The sequence below is a fragment of the Teichococcus aerofrigidensis genome (assembly GCF_054073225.1).
The window spans coordinates 1-17921 of the sequence record NZ_JBSXMU010000075.1; the positions used below are offsets into that span (position 1 = coordinate 1).

A 17921-nucleotide genomic window follows, 5' to 3' on the forward strand; every position below is an offset into this window, starting at 1 on the left:
TCGCGCAGCACGCCTTCCAGCGCGGCCTTGGCATCCGGGTAGACTTTCCGCATCGCCATGGGAGCTCTCATGCTTTCTCGTGTTTCAGCCGGGCAAGCCCTGCGTACCGGGCGCGGCAGCGCCGGAGCTGATGACCCACGGCATTCTCAGGGCGGCGCATCGGCCGAGCGGTTCAGGTGGTCGAACAGCAGGCGCACCGCGCGAGGCAGCAGGCAGGAGGGCCGGGAGACCAGCCGCAGCTGCCGCTTGGCCCAGGGCTCCGCCAGAGGCACGCCGCGCAGGCCGAGGGCGGTCTGATACGGCCCGGCAACGCCGTCCGGCATCACCGTCAGCCCGTGGCCGGCGGCGACCAGGCGACGCGCCGCATCCGTGCTGGCGACGCGAAAGCGGTAATGCAGCGCCCGCCCCAGCAAAGCCGCCTCCTGCTCGAGCAGCAGAGCCAGGGCGCCGCCCGCCTGCACGCCGATCAGCGGCTCCGCCAGCACATCGGCGAAGCCGAGTTGGGCGTGGCGCGCGAAGCGGTGCCCGGCCGGCAGCAGTACCAGCAATCGGTCGGTGTGCCAGAGCTCCGCCTCAAGTCCGGCCGGCAGCGGCACGCCGCTGGTGATGATCCCGAGATCGGTGCGGCCCTGCAGCAGCGCGTCCAGTATCGGCCGCGTTGTTTCCTCCTGCAGCTCCACAGAGATGCCAGGTCGGGCGGCGGCAAAGGCGGCGAGGTCCTCGGCCAGACGGTGGCCGGACAGGGCCGACGTCGTGGCCGAGAGCCGGACGCTGCCGCTGCCGCCGCCGGCAAAGGCGCGCAGGTCGTCCGACAGCCGCCCGGCCTGGTCGAGCAGCGTGCTCGCATGCCGCGCCAGACGCTCGCCGGCGGCGGTGGGCCGGACGCCGCGGGCGCTGCGTTCCAGCAGCGGCACGCCGCAATCGGCTTCCAGATCCTGCACCCGGCGGGCGGCGGCGGAAATGGCGATGCCGCACTGCTCGGCGGCGCGGCTGAGGCTGCCGAGTTCCACCGCGGCCAGAAAGATCCGCAGGGTGACCCAGTCAGGCGGCGTCAAGGACGCTGCCCGTCATTCGGCATCGGCCTGCCGCTCCGGCGCCGCGTCCCGGAAGGCCGGAAGCGCGGCGCAGGCCGCCTCGGCGGCGCCGATCCGGGGCAGGCCCGAAAGGTCGCAACCGAAGCGGCGCGCATTGCCGAGCTGCGGCACCAGGCAGAGATCGGCCAGGCCCGGCGCCTCGCCGAAGCAGAATGGGCCGGGCTGACCGGCGAGCAGCGCCTCGCAGGCGGCCAACCCCTCGGCGATGGTGTCGCGCGCCCAGGCGGTGACCGCTTCCTCCGGCAGGCCGAGGCCGCGCAGGCGGGACAGCACCTTGAGGTTCTGCACCGGGTGGATGTCGCAGGCGATGGCCAGGGCGAAGGCGCGCACGGCGGCGCGCGCGTCATGCCCCGGCGGCAGCAGCGGCGGCGCGGGCCAGCCCTCCTCCAGCCATTCGCAGATGGCGAGGGATTGCGTCAGCACCGCGCCACTGTCGGTTTCCAGCGCCGGCACCAGCCCCTGCGGGTTGAGCCGCAGGAACTCCGGCGCCCGCTGCCCGCCATGGCGCAGGTGGTGAAACGCCTGCCCGGCCGTCAGGCCCTTGAGGTTCAGCGCGATGCGCACCCGCCACGCGGCGGAGGAACGGAAATAGCCGTGCAGCTTCATGGTTCAGTCCAGTGTGATGCCGAGGTCGCGGATCAGCGGAACCCAGATGGCCCGATCCGCCGTGATCATGGCCTGCACCTGTTCCGCCGAGGCCGGCAGCGGCTCCACCCCGATCTCGGAGAATTTGCGCCGGATGCCGGCATCGGCCAGGGCGGTGCCCAGCTCGGTCGCCAGGCGGGCGACAACGGCATCGGGCGTCGCGCGCGGCACCATCAGGCTTTGCCAGGCATAGGCTTCGAGATCCGGCAGCCCGGTGGCCTCGGCAATGGTGGGAAGCTCGGGGAAGCCAGGGTGACGGCGTGCCGAGAACGCCGCCACGGGGCGCGCCATGCCGCTACGCAGCGCCTCGCCGCCCGCCACCGTGTCGGTCACCGTGGCCTCGACCACCCCGGCGAGCAGGTCGTTGAGCGCCGGGGCGGCGCCGCGATAGGGGATGTGCGAGAAGCGCGCGCCGATGCTGCGGGCCAGCCGCTCCATCGCCAGGTGATGCGGCGAGCCGATGCCCGGCGAGGCGTAGTCGATGCTCTCCGGCCGCGCCTTGCCCTGCGCCAGCAGCGCGCCGATGTCGCGCAGCGCGGAGTCCTTTTTCACCGCGAGCACGAGCTGAAAGCGGGCGATGCCGCCGACCGGGCGGAAATCCCGGTCCGGGTCGTAGGGCAGGCGGCGGAACAGGGCAGGGTTGAACACCAGCGTGCCGTTATCGGCGGTAAGGGTGGTGTAGCCATCCGCCGGTGCGCGCGCGGCGGCCTCGGCGCCGATGTTGGTCGCGGCGCCGGGCTTGTTGTCGATCACCACCGGCTTGCCGAGGCCCTCCGCCATGCGCGCCGCCAGCAGCCGCGCCAGCGTGTCGCTGCCACCCCCGGCCGCATAGGCGACGATCCACTTCACCGGGCCTTCCGGCCAGGCGGCGCGCGCCGCGCGCGGCAACAGGGCGGCGCCGAGCGCGCTCAGCGCCAGGGCGCGGCGGGACAGGGTGGCATTCGGCATGGACGTTTCTTTCTTGGACTGGTCTTTCTCGGACCGATCCTTCTGGGACCGGCAGCGATTCAGGCAGCGCTTCAGGCGGCGGGCAGGATGCGGGCGCGGCATTCCCCGAAGCCGATGCCGGCGGCGCCATCCTTGCGGGCGCGCGCCTGCAGGATGATCTCGTCGCCATCCTCCAGGAAGCGCCGGGTTTCGCCGGAGGGCAGGGCAATGGGCTCGCGGCCGCCGCGCGTGGCCTCCAGCAGGCTGCCGACGCCTTCCGGCCCGGGCGCGGAGATGGTGCCGGAGCCGAGCAGGTCGCCCGGATTGAGGTCGCAGCCATTGCTGGTGTGGTGCGCCACCATCTGCGCCACGGTCCAGTACATGTGGCGCGTGTCGGACAGCGCGAGGCGGTGCGGCGGCAGCCCCTGCTCGCGCATCTGCGCCGTCTGGATCAGCACCTCCAGCGCCATGCCGAAGGCGCCGCCGTTCTGGTCGGCCTGGTCCAGCAGATAGGGCAGGGGGGCAGGGTCGCCTTCGGGGCGCGCCGGCTGCGCCATGCGGAAGGGCGCCAGCGCCTCGGGCGTCACCACCCAGGGGGACAGAGTGCTGCCGAAATTCTTCGCCAGGAAGGGCCCCAGCGGCTGGTATTCCCAGGCCTGGATGTCGCGCGCCGACCAGTCGTTCAGCAGGCAGTAGCCGGCCACATGCGCCTCGGCCTCCGCCACCGGGATCGGCTGGCCCAGCGTGTTGCCGGGGCCGATCCAGACGCCCAGCTCCAGCTCGTAATCGAGCCTCTCGCAGGGGGCGAAGCGCGGGGCATCGGCTTCCGGTGCCTTCAGCTGGCCGAGCGGGCGCCGCACGGCGGTGCCGCTGACGCGCACGGAGGAGGCGCGGCCATGGTAGCCGATCGGCACGTACTTGTAGTTGGGCAGCAGCGGGTTGTCCGGCCGGAATACCTTGCCGATGTTGGTGGCGTGGTGGATGCCGACATAGAAATCGGTGTAGTCGCCGATGCGCGCCGGCAGATGCAGCACGCAACCGGCCGCGTCGTGCAGGCATGGCGCGGCCTTGTCGCGGTCCGCGCTGCCCTCGGCCAGGATGGCGGAGAGCCGCGCCCGCAGCGCGCGGCGCGGGCCGGCGCCCAGCGCCATCAGCGCGTTGAGGGTCTGGCCGGAGGCGGCGGCGGCCGCCTGCTCCGCCGCGCCGGTGAACAGACCCGCCGCCGCGGCGGCGGCCAGATCGAGGATGCTGTCGCCAATGGCGACGCCGCCGCGCGGCGTGCTCTCGCCCGGCGGCGTGAACAGGCCGAAGGGCAGGTTCTGGATGGGGAAGTCGGCGTGCCCGTCGGCCCCCGCCACCCAGCAGCGCAGCGCCGGGTCGTGGGTGGCGTCGATGGCGGCACGGGCCGGCGGCAAGTCATCACTCAAGGTCGTGCTCCTCGGAGGCCAGTATCAGGGGCGCGTGGGGTCGAAATGCTTCTGCAGCCCGGCGCCGTAGCCCGCGTAGTCCTGCTGGAACTGCGGCGCCTCGGCGGCGAAGCGGGTGACGCGCTGCGGGAAGCGGGTCTCGAACATGAAGGCCAGCGTGCCTTCCAGCTTGTGGGGCTTCAGCTCGGCATTGCTGGCACCCTCGAAGGCGTTCATGTCGGGTCCGTGCGGCAGCATGGTGTTGTGCAGGGAGAAGCCGCCGGGCACGAAGCCGCCGCCGGTCTTGGCGTCGTACACGCCATAGATCAGCCCCATGAACTCGCTCATGATGTTCATGTGGTACCAGGGCGGGCGGAAGGTGTTCTCGGCCACCAGCCAGCGGTCCGGGAAGATGACGAAGTCGATGTTGGCGGTGCCCGGCGTCTCGGAAGGCGAGGTGAGCACGGTGAAGATCGACGGGTCGGCATGGTCGAACAGCACCGGGCCCACCGGGGAATAGCGGCGCAGGTCGTACTTGTAGGGCGCGTAATTGCCGTGCCAGGCCACCACGTCCAGCGGCGAGTGCTGCAGCTCCGCCTGCCACAGATTGCCGCCCCACTTCACCGTCATGGTGGCGGGGGTGTCGCGCTCCTCATAGGCGGCCACGGGCGTCAGGAAGTCGCGCGGATTGGCCAGGCAGTTGGCGCCGATCGGGCCGCGCTCGGGCAGGGTGAAGGCACCACCGTAATTCTCGCAGAGATAGCCGCGCGCCGGCGCGTCATTGTGCAGCTCGACACGCAGCTTCACGCCGCGCGGGATCACGGCGATCTCGCCCGGCTCGATGTCGATGATGCCGAACTCGGTCCAGAGCCGCAGCGAGCCCTGCTGCGGCACGAACAGCATTTCGGCATCGGCGTTGTAGAAATACTCGTCCTGCATGGAGCGGGTGGCGAGGTAGACGTGCGAGCCCATACCGGCCTGCGCCCCGGCATCGCCGGCGGTGGTGACGGTGTGGATGCCTTCCAGGAAGCTGACGGAAGTGTCCGGCAGCGGGATCGGGTCCCAGCGGAGTGGCGCTAGCGGCATGTCCGTCTCGGCGCAGGGGGCGGTGCGCCACAGCCCGGCATCCATCTTCCGGAACTGTCCCCAATGCGTGACGGTGGGGCGGATGCGGTACAGCCAGCTCCGCTCATTGGTGGCGCGCGGCGCGGTGAAGGGGGAGCCGCTGAGCTGCTCGGCATAAAGCCCGTAGGCGCATTTCTGCGGCGAGTTGCGCCCGACCGGCAGGGCGCCGGGCAGCGCCTCAGTCTCGAACCCATTGCCGAAGCCGGAAAGATAGCCCGGCGCGTTGGCGGCCGCGGCCGGGCTGGCGGCGGTGCCGGGTCTCAGGGAAACATTCATCCTCTGTCCTCCCACGGGTGCGGCGGCTGTTTGCAACCTCCACCGGCCGTTCTATATCGTATCATATGAGATGAAAAGCGAAAGCATGCCCGAAAGCAACCGCGATACCGTACCGCTCATCCTGCAGGACTTCCTGCCCTACCGGCTTTCGGTGGTGACGGAGGCCGTCAGCAGTCTTTTTGCCACGCGCTACCAGGAACGCTTCGGGCTCAGCATTCCGGAATGGCGCGTGGTGGCGGTGGTCGGGCAGCACGGTGCCCTATCCACCCAGCAGGTGATCGAGCAGACCGGCATGGACCGGGTGCGCGTCAGCCGCGCCGTGATCCGCCTGGCCGACAAGACGCTGCTGAGTCGGGCCGTGCACCCGCAGGATCAGCGGGCGCAGATCCTGCAGCTGACCGGCGCGGGCCACGCCATCTACCGCCAGATCGTGCCGCTGGCGCGGGAGATGCAGGAAGCGCTGTCCGCCGCCCTGACAGAGTCGGAGCAGCGCCAGCTCGCGGTTATCCTGCAGAAGATCGGCCGCCGCACGGAGGAACTGTCCGGCGGCGGCGCGGATTAGGCCTCACTCCGCGGCGTCAGCCGGCTGCTTGCCGCCGATCACGCCGCGGCGCACCTGGTCCTCCTCGATGCTTTCGAACAGGGCACGGAAATTGCCCTCGCCGAAGCCATCATCGCCCTTGCGCTCGATGAACTCGAAGAACACCGGGCCGATCACATTGCCCGAGAAGATCTGCAGCAGCAGCCGCGCCTTCTTGTGCTCCACCACGCCCTCGCCATCCACCAGGATGCCGTTCTTCTTCAGCCGCGCCAGATCCTCTCCATGGCCGGGCAGGCGGGCATCGACCTTCTCGTAATAGGTTTCGGGCGGGGAGGGCATGAAGGTCAGCCCGCCTTCGCGCAGCCCCTCGATGGTGCCGTAGATGTCGTTGCAGCCGCAGGCAATGTGCTGGATGCCCTCGCCCTTGTACTCGCGCAGGTATTCCTCGATCTGGCTCTCATCGTCCGCGCTCTCGTTCAGCGGGATGCGGATGCGGCCATCCGGGCTGGTCAGCGCGCGGGAGAAGAGGCCGGTGTACTCGCCCTTGATGTCGAAGTAGCGGATCTGCTGGAAGTTGAAGATCTTGTTGTAGAACTCGTACCAGACATCCATGCGGCCACGGAAAACATTGTGCGTCAGGTGGTCGATGTAGAACAGCCCGGCGCCGCGCGGGGTGGCCTCGCGCTCACCCAGCCACTCGAACTCCTCGTCATAGGTGGAGCCCTGCGCGCCATACTTGTCCACGAAGTAGAGCAGGCTGCCGCCGATGCCCTTGATGGCCGGCAGGTTCATGGTCGGTACGCCATCCGCCGGATCGGCCGGCTCGGCGCCGTGCTCCAGCGCGCGCTTGTAGGCGTGCTGCGCGTCCACCACGCGAAAGGCCATGGAGGGCACGCAGGGGCCGTGCGAGTCCGAGAAGCGCACGGCATGGCTGCCCGGCTCCTCGTTCAGCAGGTAGTTAATGTCGCCCTGGCGGTACAGTGTCACGGCCTTGGAGCGGTGCTTCGCGACTGCGGTGAAGCCCATCTGGCGGAACAGCGCGTGCAGCTTTTCCGGCTCGGGATGGGCGTACTCGACGAAGGCGAAGCCGTCGGTGCCGGCCGGGTTGTGTTCGCTGATGGTCTGGCACGGCGCGTCGTGCGGGAACGGACCCATGGGATGCCTTCCTTTTATCTTGGACTGGCTGAAAGGCTAGTGCCATGAAGGCGCAATGTGCGTGCAAAACAAGGCGCCCAAACGGTGACTATGCACGATCTGCGCATGAAAGTCGGATAGGATGCATGAAACGCCTTCATTGGACGGGTTCGACCTCCGCCTGCTCGCGGCGCTGCAGGAAGATGCCAGGCTGACCAACCAGCAGCTCGGCGAGCGCATCGGGCTGTCGGCGTCGCAATGCTCGCGCCGGCGCAGCGCGCTGGAGGCTGCCGGGCTGATCCGCGGCTACCGGGCTGAGCTTGAGGCGGAAGCCCTCGGCCTGCACGTACTCGCCTTCGTGCAGGTAACGCTGACCGCCCATAGCGGCGACAACTCTCGCCGCTTCCGCGAGCTACTGGCGCGGGTGGAGGAAATTCAGGAAGCCTATGCCATGACGGGCGACACCGACTACCTGCTGAAGGCCATCGTCCCCGACCTGAAGGGATTGTCGCTGCTGGTGAACGAGACGCTGCTAGCGCATGACAGCGTGGCGCGCGTCCGCTCCTCCATCGTTCTGGACAAGCTGAAGGATACCGGACGGCTGCCGCTGCGGTGCCTCCGTTGAGTCCGCCGCGCGCGGCAACGCCGTAGTTCAGCTTGACGCCCGCGCGGGCATCCGTGAAACACCGCCGCCATGCGGGGCCGGACTTATCCGGCAACGGGCAGCGCCGGGCCCATGCCTGCTCCTCCTACAGGAAAGCCTTTCGATGTTCGGTGATTTCCTCTTGCTGCTGGTCAATGTCCTCATCATCGAGCCCGCCCAGGCGGAGCTAAGCGCCCGGCTGGGCGGGCTTGGCGCGCCGGCGGCGGTGATACAGGGCGTCTCTTCCTGCGTGGCCGCGGCCCACACCACGCTGGGGGCGCTCTACACGGAGAATCCGTGGGAGGGCATCACCACCGCCTTCCGGCTCTGGACCGGCCTGACCAGCTACGAGGCGGTGCTGCAGGCCGAGGTGCCGGCCTGTGACCCGGCGCTGAAAGCGGCGCGGCCCTTCATCGCGCGCGAGCCCGGCTGAGCCCCCGCGTCACAGCGGTTCCACCGCCTGCCATTCGCCTCCCGTCACGAGGAGGTTGACCATCTCGATCAGGGTTTCGCGCACGGCCGCGACGGCCGGCGCCAGCGCCGCCTCACCGGCATCGCAGAGCGCGAGCTGCCGCTGGAGTTCGGGCGCATCGGCGAAGCGCCGGGCGTGCAGCGCGCCGCTCTGGCCGGGATGGTGCAGTGCGGACCAGGGCACCACCGTGCCGCCCAGCCCTTCCACTGCGGCGGCACGGATCGAGGGCAGGGCGTCCAGCTCGGCCAGGATGCGCGGCGCGGCGCCGATGCGCGCCATGGCCGCCTCCACCCGCTCCCGCAGCCCATTCGGCCGGCGCGGCAGCAGCAGCGGCACGCCGCAAAGTTCGCGCAGTGTGGCGGCCGGCGTCCCGGGAACCGCGCCATCCACCGCGCCGCCGCCGGGCGGCACCCAGAGCAGGTGCTCCAGCAGCAGCGGCTGGGTGCGCAGCCCGCGCAGCGGCGCCTCGGGGAACAGCAGCGCCAGGTCCAGCCGCGCCGTCAGCAACAGGTCGCCGATATCGGCGCTCTGCAGCACGTTGATCTGCAGTACCACCTGCGGCAGTGCGGCCGCTACGGCACGGATCAGCGGCAGGACAAGTACGTTGGCGGTGCTCAGCGGCATTCCGATTGCCACCGTGCCCGCCGGGCCGGAGCCGGCCTCCGCCCGCACATCGTCGCGCGCCTGTTCCAGCCGGCGCAGCACCGCCCGCGCATGCTGGTGCAGGCGCCGGCCGGCTTCGGTGGGCTCCACCCCGCGCGGCAGCCGCAGCAGCAGCCTGACGCCAAGCTCGGCCTCCAGCGCCGCCACATGGGCACTGAGCGCCGGTTGCGCGATGTTGAGGTCGGTGGAGGCCCGGTTCAGCCCGCCCAGCTCGACGATCCGCGCGAAGCTGCGCAGGCGGTTCAGATCCATCCCCGTTCCTTCCCTGACCCCGAACGCGATCGGGGTATCCCGAGATACTATTGGTCGTCCTGTCGCGGCAAACCTAGCCTCGTTGTCGCAATGGCCTGGCGCGAAGCCGGCCGAAAGGGAGGATCGCCGCTTGAACGAGATGTCCACGGCCGTGCCGCGTCCGCAGAACGACCCGCCGCGCACCGGCCCGCTGGCCGGGCTGCGGGTGGTCGAGCTGTCCATGTATGTCGCGGCGCCGGTCTGCGGCCTGCTTTTGGGCGATCTCGGCGCCGAGGTGATCAAGGTGGAGCGCCTGCCCGAGGGCGACGACGTCCGCCAGATGAGCCCGCCCGAGATGCGGGGCGAGGCCGCCTCCTTTCTGGTACTGAACCGTGGCAAGCGCGGCGTCGCCATCGATGCCAAGCAGCCGGACGGGTTGCGGGCGCTGAAGCGGCTCTGCGCCGGCGCCGACGTGCTGATCGAGAATTTCCGCCCCGGCACGCTGGAGCGCCTCGGCCTCGGCTATGAGGCGCTGCGGGCCGAGAATCCCGGGCTGATCTATGCCAGCGTCTCCGGCTTTGGCCTGACCGGGCCGGAAGCGCAGCGCCCCGGGCTGGATCTGATCGCCCAGGCCTTCACCGGGCTGATGAGTATCACCGGCGAGGGGCCGGGCCGCCCGCCGGTCAAGGTCGGCGCGCCGGTCACCGACACCACGGCCGGGATGCTGCTGGCGCTCGGCGTGGTCGCGGCGCATGCCCACAAGCTGCGCACCGGGCAGGGGCAGCGGGTGGAAACCTCGCTGATTGAGGCCGGCATCATGCACACCGTGCTGCAGTCGGCGATGACGCTGGCCACTGGGGTCTCGCCCGGCCCGCTCGGCTCGGCGCATCCGCTGGGCGCGCCCTACCAGGCCTTTGCCTGCACCGATGGCTGGATCGTGATCGGCGCGCAGAGCGACGGGCTGTTCCGCCGCGCCATGCGGGCGCTGGACGAGGAAGCCGGCATCGGCGCCGATCCGCACTGGGCGACCAGCGCGCTGCGCATCGCCGACCGCCCGGCGCTGATCGCCGCGCTGGAGCCGGTCTTCGCGCGGCTGACGCGGGCCGATTGCCTGGCGCGGCTGGATGCCGCCGGCGTGCCCTGCGGCCCGGTGCATTCGGTGGGCGAGATGCTGGAGCACCCGCAGACCCGCGCGCGCAACATGGTGGTGGAGGTGGCGCATCCCGATGGCGGCGCCCCCGTGCCGGCGCTCGGCTGCCCGCTGAAATTCTCCGCCACCCCGGCCGTGCCGCGCGGCCCGGCGCCGCGGCTCGGCGAGGACACGGCGGCGGTGCTGCGCGAGGCCGGGCTGGACACCGCGACGCTGGAGCGGCTGCGCGAGCAGGGCATCATCCGCATGCCGGAGGCGGTGGCATGAGCGCGACCATGGAAAATGCCGTTCTGGTGGAGCGGCGCGGCGCGGTCGGCTGGATCACGCTGAACCGGCCGGCGAAGCGGAACGCGCTGTCGCTGGAGATGTGGCAGGCGGTGGGTCGCGCGGCGCGCGATTTTGGCGCCGATCCGGAGATCCGCGCGGTGGTGCTGTACGGCGCGGGCGGCTCCTTCGCCGCTGGGGCCGATATCGGCCAGTTCGAGGATGCGCGCGCCAGCGCCGAGGCCGAGCAGCGCTACAAGGCCACGGCGGATGAGGCGTTCGACGGGCTGGGCGCGCTGCCGCAGCCGCTGATCGCTATGATCGAGGGCTTCTGCATCGGCGGCGGGCTGGGCCTGGCCCTGCAGGCCGATCTCCGCGTCGCGGCGGAGGATGCGCGCTTCGGCATTCCCGCCGCCCGGCTCGGCATCGCCTACGACCACCTGCGGCTGCGGCGGCTGGTGGACATCGTTGGCCCCGCAGCGGCCAAGGACATCCTGTTCACCGCCCGGCGGCTGGAGGCCGGGGAGGCGTTCCGCCTCGGGCTGGTGGACCGGCTGGTTCCGGCCGGCGGGCTGCCGGCGGCGGTGGAGGAATTGCTGGTAACGCTGTGCGACAACGCGCCACTGTCGCTGCGGGCCTGCAAGGCTGCGGTCGATGATTGGTGCCTCGACCCCGCCGATCGGCAGCCCGGGCGGCTCGATGCGCTGGAGCGGGCCTGTTTCGACAGCGACGACTACGCCGAGGGCCGCCGCGCCTTCATGGAGAAGCGGAGGCCGCGCTTCTCCGGACGTTAAGGATCGCGACTTCACGCGGGAGGACAAGAAAGCATGAGCGAAACCGCTCCCTTCAACCCATTGCGCCGCCGCGCCTTTCTGGCGGCAACCCCGGCGCTGCTGCTGGCGCCCCGCCTGCGCGCGGCGGAGGCCTTTCCAAGCCGCAGCGTGCGGCTGATCGTGCCGTTCCCGCCGGGTGGCTCGGCCGATCCGCCGGCGCGCATCCTGGGGCAGCACCTGTCCACCGCCTGGGGGCAGCCGGTGGTGGTGGAGAACCGCTCGGGCGCGTCCGGCATGATCGGCTCGGAGGCCGTGGCGCGGGCGGCGCCGGATGGCTACACGCTGGGGCTCGGCAACATCCTGACCCACGCGCTGAACGTCGCGATGTTCCGGCGCATGAGCTACAACCCAGTGACCGATTTCGAGCCGGTCTCGCTGGTGGCGGCGACGCCGCACGCCTTCGTGGTGCCGGCGAAGTCGCCGATCCGCTCGATGGAGGACTTGGCCAGGGCGGTACGTCAGGGCAAGGGCGAGCTGACCTTCGGCTCGCCCGGCCACGGCTCGACGCCGCATCTGATCCCCGAGATGTGGCTGCAGAAAATCGGCGGCAAGGCGGTGCATGTGCCCTATCGGGGCGCCGCGCCGGTGGTCAACGACCTGCTGGCGGGTACGCTCGGCTTCGCCGTCTCCACCCTGCCGGGCGTCGCCGCCCAGGCCCAGGCCGGGGAGCTGCGGCTGCTGGCGGTGGACAGCGACAAGCGGCAGGAGGCGTTTCCGGCGGTGCCCACCCTGGCCGAGCTCGGCATGGGCGAGATCGCCATGGATGTGTGGTTCGCCGTGCTGGCGCCGGCCGGCACGCCGCGCCCGGTGGTCGACCGCATTGCCGCCGACATCGCCAAGGCGCAGGCGCTGCCGGACACTGCGCGGATGCTGAAGGCGGCAGGGCTGGAGCAGCGCGACCTGGGGCCGGATGCGACGCGCGAGTTCATCCGCGAGGAAGTGAAGCGCGCCGTCGCCATCGGCAAGCGCGTCGGGATCGAGCCGGAATGAGCGGGGGGCCTGCGTGAAGCGCCGCTTCCACCGGGGGCGGGACGTCCGCCGCGCCTGCAGCATCGACGAGCTGCGCGCCATGGCGCGGCGGCGCGTGCCGAACTTCGCCTTCGAGTATGTGGAGGGCGGCGCCGAGGATGAGCACAGCCTGCGGCGCAACCGCGAGGATTTCGACGGCGCCGCCTTCCTGCCACGCACCCTGGTGGATGTGGGCACCTGCCGCCAGGCGGTGACGCTGTGGGGCGCCGAGGCGGCCTCGCCCTTCATGATCGGCCCGACCGGCTTCAACGGCATGCTGGCGCATGAGGCCGACCTGGCGCTGGCGCGCGCCGCCCGCGCCGCCGGCGTGCCCTTCGTGCTCAGCCATGTCTCCACCACGCCGCTGGAGCGGGTGGTGGCGGAGGCGGGCGGCCGCGTCTGGATGCAGCTCTACCCGTTCCGCGACCGTGAGGTGGCGCGGCGGCTGGTGGCCCGTGCAGCGGCGGCGGGGTGCGAGGCGCTGGTGGTGACCACCGATTGCCCGCGTTTCGGCAACCGCGAATGGGACAAGCGCAACTACCGCGCGCCGATGAAGCTCGACGCGCGCAACATGCTGGACGTGTTGCGCCACCCGCGCTGGGTGCTGGACGTGCTGGTGTCGCATGGCGTGCCGCGCTTCGGCAATCTGGATGACGTGCTGCCGCCGAGGCAGAACTCGGCGCGCAATGCGGCGGCCTTTCTGAGCCGGCAGATGGACCCAAGCCTGAGCTGGCGCGATATCGGCTGGTTGCGCGACATCTGGCCCGGCAGGCTGGTGCTGAAGGGCATCCTGGCGCCGGAGGATGCGCGGCGGGCCGAGGATCACGGCGCCGACGGCATCGTGCTGTCCAACCATGGCGGGCGGCAGCTGGATGGTGCCGCCTCGGCCTTCTCGATGTTGCCGGAGGTGGCGGCTGCGCTGCGGCCGGACACGGTGTTGCTGATCGATGGCGGGTTCCGCCGTGGCGCGGACATCGTCAAAGCCGTGGCGTTCGGTGCGCACGCCGTGATGCTTGGGCGCGCCACGCTTTACGGCGTGGCCGCTGGCGGGCAGGCCGGGGCTGAGCGCGCCCTGACCATCCTGCGGGAGGAGGTGGACCGGGTGCTGGGCCTGCTGGGCTGCCCGGACATCGCGGCGCTGGACCAGCGCTATCTGCGGCGCGGCGCCCCCGCCGCGTCCGGCCCGGCCAAGGTTCAGGCCGCCATGGCCGGCGCGGGCTGAGGCGGGCCGCCGCTTCGGGGCAGGCGGCCCGGGCTGTCAGTGCACGACCTTGTAGAGCCGGTACGGATACTCCACCCGCTCCTGCGCGTTGAAGGCGGCTGTGCGGTTGATCTGCGCGGCGGTGACATACAGGGTACCGTCCGGGCCGATGGCGAAGGTATCTGGCCAGGACAGACGCGGATCCTGCACCAGCCGCGTCACGCGGCCATCGGGCGACCAGCGATTGATGGCGTAGTGGATCGAGTCGCTGAGATAGATATTGCCATCCCTGTCGGCCAGCATGCCGTGCGAGACGCCGACCTTGCCCAGATCTTGAACTTGCGCCAGCAATTCGGCGTCGCTCAGCGACGCGTCGGCCAGGTGGCGCGTCTCTATGCGGTAGAGGTTCTCCTGATTGATGGCCCGGAAATAGAACCAGCGCCCGTCATGCGTCAGAGCAATGCCGTTGGCGTTGGAGACGAAGGGCCTGCCCCCCGTGTGCATCACGTCCTGCCCATCGATGTGCAGCACGAAGCCGGGCGCGGCGCTGGTCGGCCGCGAGCCCTCCAGCACCGTGCGGGTGCGGCCGCTGGTCAGGTCCAGAATCACGATGGCCGAACGCTTGGGGTCGGACAGGTAGGCTAGGTTGCGGCGCGCATCTACGCGCACGTCGTTCAACGCTGCTGTGCCGGGCGCGATATCCTCGAAGCGGTAGATCCGCTGCACCTTGTTGTCCGAGAGCCCGACCTTCATCAGCTTGCTGGCGGAAGGGGTGCCGCTGCCGAAGGGCTGCACTGCATCCAATACCCACAGCACGTCGCCCTGGGCGATGGCCGCCTGCACGTTCATGAAGTGGTTGTCGGCATCCGCGGGCGTGTAGCTGTTCCAGGCGGCATCGGGGTACGGGACCTCCTCGCCGCGGACCATCTCGGCCAGAGCGTAGCGGAACTCGGCGGAGCCGCTCTGGCGTGGGAAGGTCACGAACATCCGTCCAGTTTCAGACACCGTGATACCCACGGGCTGCCGCCGGCCGAAGGAGGCGACCTCGACAAGCCGGTTCTCCGGCCGCCCGGAAGCGGCGCAGGCCTGCAGCCCAAGGCCGGCCATAACAGCCAGTGCGGCGCGTCTCTCGATCATTCTGAGCTCCTTTGCGGAAGGATGGGAGGAACTGTGCTGAAGGTGTCCGGCTCCCGACGCGGCGGCAGTCACCCAGTCCGGCTGGGCCAGGCTGTGCCCGCCAAGCGCGCGCAGCGCGCCGTTGCGGATAATCAGATCTGACGCGCTGATCAAGACGGCAGCGGAGAGCCGGGAGCTGATCCGCGACAGGTCATCGCTGCTTCGCCCGCTGCAAGGTCAGGGTAGGGGTCCAGGCGATCACACTGTCGCCACGCGTGGTGCCGACGCGATCAGTCTCACCCGACTGGTAGCCTCTCGGTGTCAGACCGCAATGCGCTCCGACGGCTCGCGAGCGGCTGAACCGCGTGGGATCGTCGACCGCCGAGCAGAAGGTTAGCGCCATCACCGGCCCGACGCCCGGCACCGTCATCCAGCGGCGGCAGACGTCATCCTCGCGCACCGCAGCCAGCACCAGGCGGTGCAGCCGTTCGCGTTCGGTCCGCACGGCATCGCGGGCCTGCAACAGCAGCCCCATCAGCGCCTCCAGTCCAGGCTGTCCGTCTGCCAGTTCGCGCACACGCGCCAGGAAGGCTGCCTCGCTGACCTGTCCGACCTTCAGCCCAACCCCAGGCAGCAGGCCGCGGATACCATTGTCGAGGTCACGCAGCTTAAGTGAGGCAGTACCTAGAGTGGCGGGCAACCGCTGGGCCGCGGATGCGGCGGGCGATACCTACCTCCATCTGCCTTGCCGGACATACGGCGCCGCCGTAAGCGGGATGGTGCCGCGAGCACGGCGGGAGATAAGGCGATGACCAAGCCTACCAAGCGGCGAATGCAGGTGCCGCCGGAGATCCTGAGTGTGGTGCGGCGGAAGAGCAGCCTCCGCCGCGTGCGGGAGCTGCTGGCACCGCACATCGATCCCATCGATGAAGCCGACCTGCCGATGGCGGATGCAGAAGCCGAGGCGGAGCGCGTGCGAGAGGTGCGGGCTGGCACCCGCCTGACCCAGGCGGCATTCGCCCTGCGCTTCCGCATCCCCGTCGGCACAGTGAGGGATTGGGAACAGGGCAGGCGGAGGCCCGATGCCGCGGCTTTGGCCTACTTGCACGTGATTGAGCGAGAGCCAAAGGCGGTGCTCCAGGCCCTCAATATCTGACGAGCCGGCGCCATGACGGATGAAGAGCACTTTCACAACCCGCCCATCCACGGCACGCCGGAGGGCGCGCAATGGTTCCGGGACAAGCTGGCCGAGTTGGGGGAAAGCCAGCGCGGCCTGGCGCGCATGATGGTCCGCTACGGCGATGACAGGCGGCTGGAGAACATTGTCCGCCATCTCAGCCGTATCGCCTCGGGCCAGGCGCGGCTGCCCGGTGAGATGCGGGTGCTGCTGAACATGATGGCACGCGGCAAGGCGCGGAAAGCGAAGGCATTAGCCGAGGCTGCCTTGAGGCTTGAGAGCAAGCCGAATTTAGATTGAAGGGTCGGTGGTGGCGGATAGCCGCTGCCCTGCTCGGCCGGAGGCCGATCGCCCTAAATTGCTCTATCGCCAGAAGCGAAAGATCAAGAGGCGTTTCGCCTTAGCTTATCCAGTGCGGCAGGACCGTAGTTTTTACCGTATCGCGTATCAAGGAATAACAGGCAGATAGACACCTTGGCATGCCGTGACGCGAGGGGTTTTTACCGCCCTGAAAAACGTCGCGCACCATGCGCGCCAATCGCGCGACAAAGGCAGCCAACCACCAGCAATAGAGTAACCCGCACAGGTTTCGCGCAGGCCCCTTACGTGAATTTACCTAGGGTAAGGATGGCCTCAGCATTCCGGATAGGAATACCAGCAAACCGTCGAAGGGTTTTTTTTGGAGGTAGTTCCGCCAAGCGGGACGATGAAGGGGGACGGCAAACCGTCCCCCTTCTTAAGTCTCTGATCCGCCTTGGTAAGAGGCGGTGAAATGGCTCCCCGAGTTGGACTCGAACCAACGACCTAGCGATTAACAGTCGCGTGCTCTACCAGCTGAGCTATCGGGGATCAGCTTGTGGGCGGCGCTATAGCGGGGCTGTTCCCTGCCCGCAAGGGGCAAAAATCATTCCGTTAGAGCGCCTTACTTGGAAGGCGTAGCCTGGAGGCCCGAGCCGGAATTGAACCGACGTACGCGGATTTGCAGTCCGCTGCATCACCACTCTGCCATCGGGCCCCTTGCGGCGCTGTATCGGGTCTCGGAGCGCGCGGGTCAAGAGTGTCGCGCTTGGCCCGGTGCGGCGCTCCGCCTATAAGGCCAGCCAGGGCGTGGGCAGGGGATCCGCGCCTCGCAGCCAAGGATAGTTCTACGATGGATTTCGCGGGCGCGCGCAAGTGGATGGTGGACGGGCAGCTCCGCCCCAACAAGGTTACCGATCCGCGAATCCTCAACAGCATGTCGGATCTGCCGCGCCATCTCTTCGTCCCGCCCACCATGGTGGCCCGCGCCCATGCCGATGAGGATGTGCCGCTCGGGCATGGCCGCGTCATGCTGCAGCCCATGATGCTGGCGCGCCTTCTGCAGCTGGCCAAGGTCCGCGCCGGCGAGGCCGTGCTGGTCCTGGCGGCCGGCACCGCCTACGGCGCGGCGCTGGTCAGTCGGATGGGCGGCCGCGTGACGGCGATCGAGGCCGAAGCCGACCTTCTGGCTCTCGGCCGGGAGGCCTTGTCCGGCCTGTCCCTGACGCCCGGCACGCTGGACTACCTTCAGGGATCTCCGGCTGCCGGCCATGCGGAGAAGGCGCCCTATGACCTTATTGTCATCGAGGGCGCCGTGCAGTCGATTCCGAAGGAGATTGTAGGGCAGCTCGCCGAGGGCGGGCGCCTCGCGACGATCCGGCTCCTGCCCGGCCGATCCGGGGTCGCGGTGCTGGGGCAACGCCTGGGCGGCAGCTTCAGCATCACCGAAGCCTTCGACTGCAACACCGTTCTCCTGCCAGGATTTGCGCCCGATCCGGGCTTTGCCCTCTGAGGTCTCGCGGCCCGCTTCGCGGACCAGGCCCATGGGCCTGGTTCAACTTCACCCGCTTCTGCCCTAGTCTGCGGCGCGCGGCCGATCCGGGCATGGCCAAGGAGGCAATCTGGTGATTCGACTTTCCGCATCTGCCAGCCCTCTGCGGATGGCCCTGCTATCGTTGCCGTTGATGGGAGTGGCGGGTCCTGTGCTGGGCCAGAGC

At 69.8% G+C, this 17921-nt stretch carries 19 protein-coding genes and 2 tRNA genes; 10 read left to right on the plus strand and 11 right to left on the minus strand.

Annotated elements, in window-relative coordinates:
- Positions 1-146: 146 nt before the first annotated feature.
- From ACVMLK_RS14790 to hmgA, 5 genes are all read right to left on the minus strand, one after another.
- Positions 147-1055 carry a LysR family transcriptional regulator gene (locus ACVMLK_RS14790; protein ID WP_198368289.1) on the minus strand — a complete coding sequence of 303 codons (909 nt, stop codon included), beginning with the start codon at positions 1053-1055 and terminating at the stop codon, positions 147-149.
- 12 nt (positions 1056-1067) lie between these two features.
- Positions 1068-1700 carry a maleylacetoacetate isomerase gene (gene maiA / locus ACVMLK_RS14795; RefSeq protein ID WP_457486801.1) on the minus strand — a complete coding sequence of 211 codons (633 nt, stop codon included), beginning with the start codon at positions 1698-1700 and terminating at the stop codon, positions 1068-1070.
- A 3-nt stretch (positions 1701-1703) separates the two neighbouring features.
- Positions 1704-2687, minus strand: coding sequence for a Bug family tripartite tricarboxylate transporter substrate binding protein (locus ACVMLK_RS14800; RefSeq protein ID WP_457486802.1), 984 nt, complete (start codon positions 2685-2687; stop codon positions 1704-1706).
- Positions 2688-2758: 71 nt separating this feature from the next.
- Positions 2759-4093, minus strand: coding sequence for a fumarylacetoacetase (fahA, locus tag ACVMLK_RS14805; RefSeq protein ID WP_457486803.1), 1335 nt, complete (start codon positions 4091-4093; stop codon positions 2759-2761).
- Positions 4094-4117: 24 nt separating this feature from the next.
- The gene (gene hmgA, locus ACVMLK_RS14810) at positions 4118-5473 is read right to left on the minus strand and encodes a homogentisate 1,2-dioxygenase (protein WP_457486804.1); all 1356 of its coding nucleotides are present in this window, start codon (positions 5471-5473) and stop codon (positions 4118-4120) included.
- Between the two features lie 85 nt (positions 5474-5558).
- Here hmgA and ACVMLK_RS14815 point away from each other — a divergent pair, with 85 nt between their 5' ends.
- On the plus strand, positions 5559-6035 hold the full coding sequence (locus ACVMLK_RS14815; RefSeq protein ID WP_232477482.1) for a MarR family winged helix-turn-helix transcriptional regulator: 477 nt from the start codon (positions 5559-5561) through the stop codon (positions 6033-6035).
- Positions 6036-6038: 3 nt separating this feature from the next.
- Here ACVMLK_RS14815 and hppD read toward each other — a convergent pair whose 3' ends face one another.
- Positions 6039-7169 carry a 4-hydroxyphenylpyruvate dioxygenase gene (gene hppD, locus ACVMLK_RS14820; protein ID WP_457486805.1) on the minus strand — a complete coding sequence of 377 codons (1131 nt, stop codon included), beginning with the start codon at positions 7167-7169 and terminating at the stop codon, positions 6039-6041.
- 139 nt (positions 7170-7308) lie between these two features.
- Here hppD and ACVMLK_RS14825 point away from each other — a divergent pair, with 139 nt between their 5' ends.
- Both ACVMLK_RS14825 and ACVMLK_RS14830 read left to right on the plus strand, forming a co-directional pair.
- A complete protein-coding gene (locus ACVMLK_RS14825) occupies positions 7309-7773 on the plus strand; it encodes an Lrp/AsnC family transcriptional regulator (RefSeq protein WP_457486806.1) in 465 nt (154 codons plus the stop codon).
- Positions 7774-7915: 142 nt separating this feature from the next.
- Positions 7916-8224: a hypothetical protein gene (locus ACVMLK_RS14830; RefSeq protein WP_457486807.1), complete on the plus strand. Its 309-nt coding sequence runs from the start codon at positions 7916-7918 to the stop codon at positions 8222-8224.
- A gap of 9 nt (positions 8225-8233) precedes the next feature.
- Here the strand turns inward: ACVMLK_RS14830 and ACVMLK_RS14835 are convergent, their stop codons facing one another.
- Positions 8234-9178 carry a LysR substrate-binding domain-containing protein gene (locus tag ACVMLK_RS14835; protein ID WP_457486808.1) on the minus strand — a complete coding sequence of 315 codons (945 nt, stop codon included), beginning with the start codon at positions 9176-9178 and terminating at the stop codon, positions 8234-8236.
- 139 nt (positions 9179-9317) lie between these two features.
- Between ACVMLK_RS14835 and ACVMLK_RS14840 the strand changes: the two genes are divergently transcribed.
- The 4 genes from ACVMLK_RS14840 to ACVMLK_RS14855 are packed head-to-tail and all read left to right on the plus strand — an operon-like array spanning position 9318 to position 13634.
- A complete protein-coding gene (locus ACVMLK_RS14840; protein ID WP_422924817.1) occupies positions 9318-10574 on the plus strand; it encodes a CaiB/BaiF CoA transferase family protein in 1257 nt (418 codons plus the stop codon).
- Positions 10571-11365, plus strand: coding sequence for an enoyl-CoA hydratase (locus ACVMLK_RS14845; protein WP_457486809.1), 795 nt, complete (start codon positions 10571-10573; stop codon positions 11363-11365). The genes ACVMLK_RS14840 and ACVMLK_RS14845 overlap by 4 nt, the downstream gene beginning before the upstream one ends.
- 33 nt (positions 11366-11398) lie before the next feature.
- The gene (locus ACVMLK_RS14850) at positions 11399-12394 is read left to right on the plus strand and encodes a Bug family tripartite tricarboxylate transporter substrate binding protein (protein WP_198368300.1); all 996 of its coding nucleotides are present in this window, start codon (positions 11399-11401) and stop codon (positions 12392-12394) included.
- Positions 12395-12407: 13 nt separating this feature from the next.
- Positions 12408-13634 (plus strand): alpha-hydroxy acid oxidase, encoded by a 1227-nt coding sequence (locus ACVMLK_RS14855; RefSeq protein ID WP_457486810.1) that lies wholly within the window; start codon positions 12408-12410, stop codon positions 13632-13634.
- Positions 13635-13670: 36 nt separating this feature from the next.
- On the opposite strand, the gene ACVMLK_RS14860 is transcribed toward ACVMLK_RS14855, so the two are convergent.
- Positions 13671-14750, minus strand: coding sequence for an SMP-30/gluconolactonase/LRE family protein (locus ACVMLK_RS14860; RefSeq protein WP_457486811.1), 1080 nt, complete (start codon positions 14748-14750; stop codon positions 13671-13673).
- 190 nt (positions 14751-14940) lie between these two features.
- On the minus strand, positions 14941-15264 hold the full coding sequence (locus ACVMLK_RS14865) for a transposase (protein WP_457486812.1): 324 nt from the start codon (positions 15262-15264) through the stop codon (positions 14941-14943).
- A 273-nt stretch (positions 15265-15537) separates the two neighbouring features.
- Between ACVMLK_RS14865 and ACVMLK_RS14870 the strand changes: the two genes are divergently transcribed.
- Complete coding sequence (locus tag ACVMLK_RS14870) at positions 15538-15885, plus strand: helix-turn-helix domain-containing protein (RefSeq protein ID WP_457486813.1); 348 nt, start codon at positions 15538-15540, stop codon at positions 15883-15885.
- A gap of 12 nt (positions 15886-15897) precedes the next feature.
- Positions 15898-16206, plus strand: a complete 309-nt coding sequence (locus ACVMLK_RS14875; protein ID WP_457486814.1) for a hypothetical protein — start codon at positions 15898-15900, stop codon at positions 16204-16206.
- Positions 16207-16679: 473 nt separating this feature from the next.
- Here the strand turns inward: ACVMLK_RS14875 and ACVMLK_RS14880 are convergent.
- Together ACVMLK_RS14880 and ACVMLK_RS14885 are read right to left on the minus strand one after the other, a co-directional pair.
- Positions 16680-16755, minus strand: a tRNA-Asn gene (locus tag ACVMLK_RS14880).
- Between the two features lie 92 nt (positions 16756-16847).
- Positions 16848-16921: transfer RNA gene (locus ACVMLK_RS14885), tRNA-Cys, on the minus strand.
- A gap of 135 nt (positions 16922-17056) precedes the next feature.
- On the opposite strand from ACVMLK_RS14885, the gene ACVMLK_RS14890 reads away from it, so the two are divergent.
- A complete protein-coding gene (locus ACVMLK_RS14890; RefSeq protein ID WP_457486815.1) occupies positions 17057-17716 on the plus strand; it encodes a protein-L-isoaspartate O-methyltransferase family protein in 660 nt (219 codons plus the stop codon).
- Positions 17717-17921 lie beyond the last annotated feature (205 nt).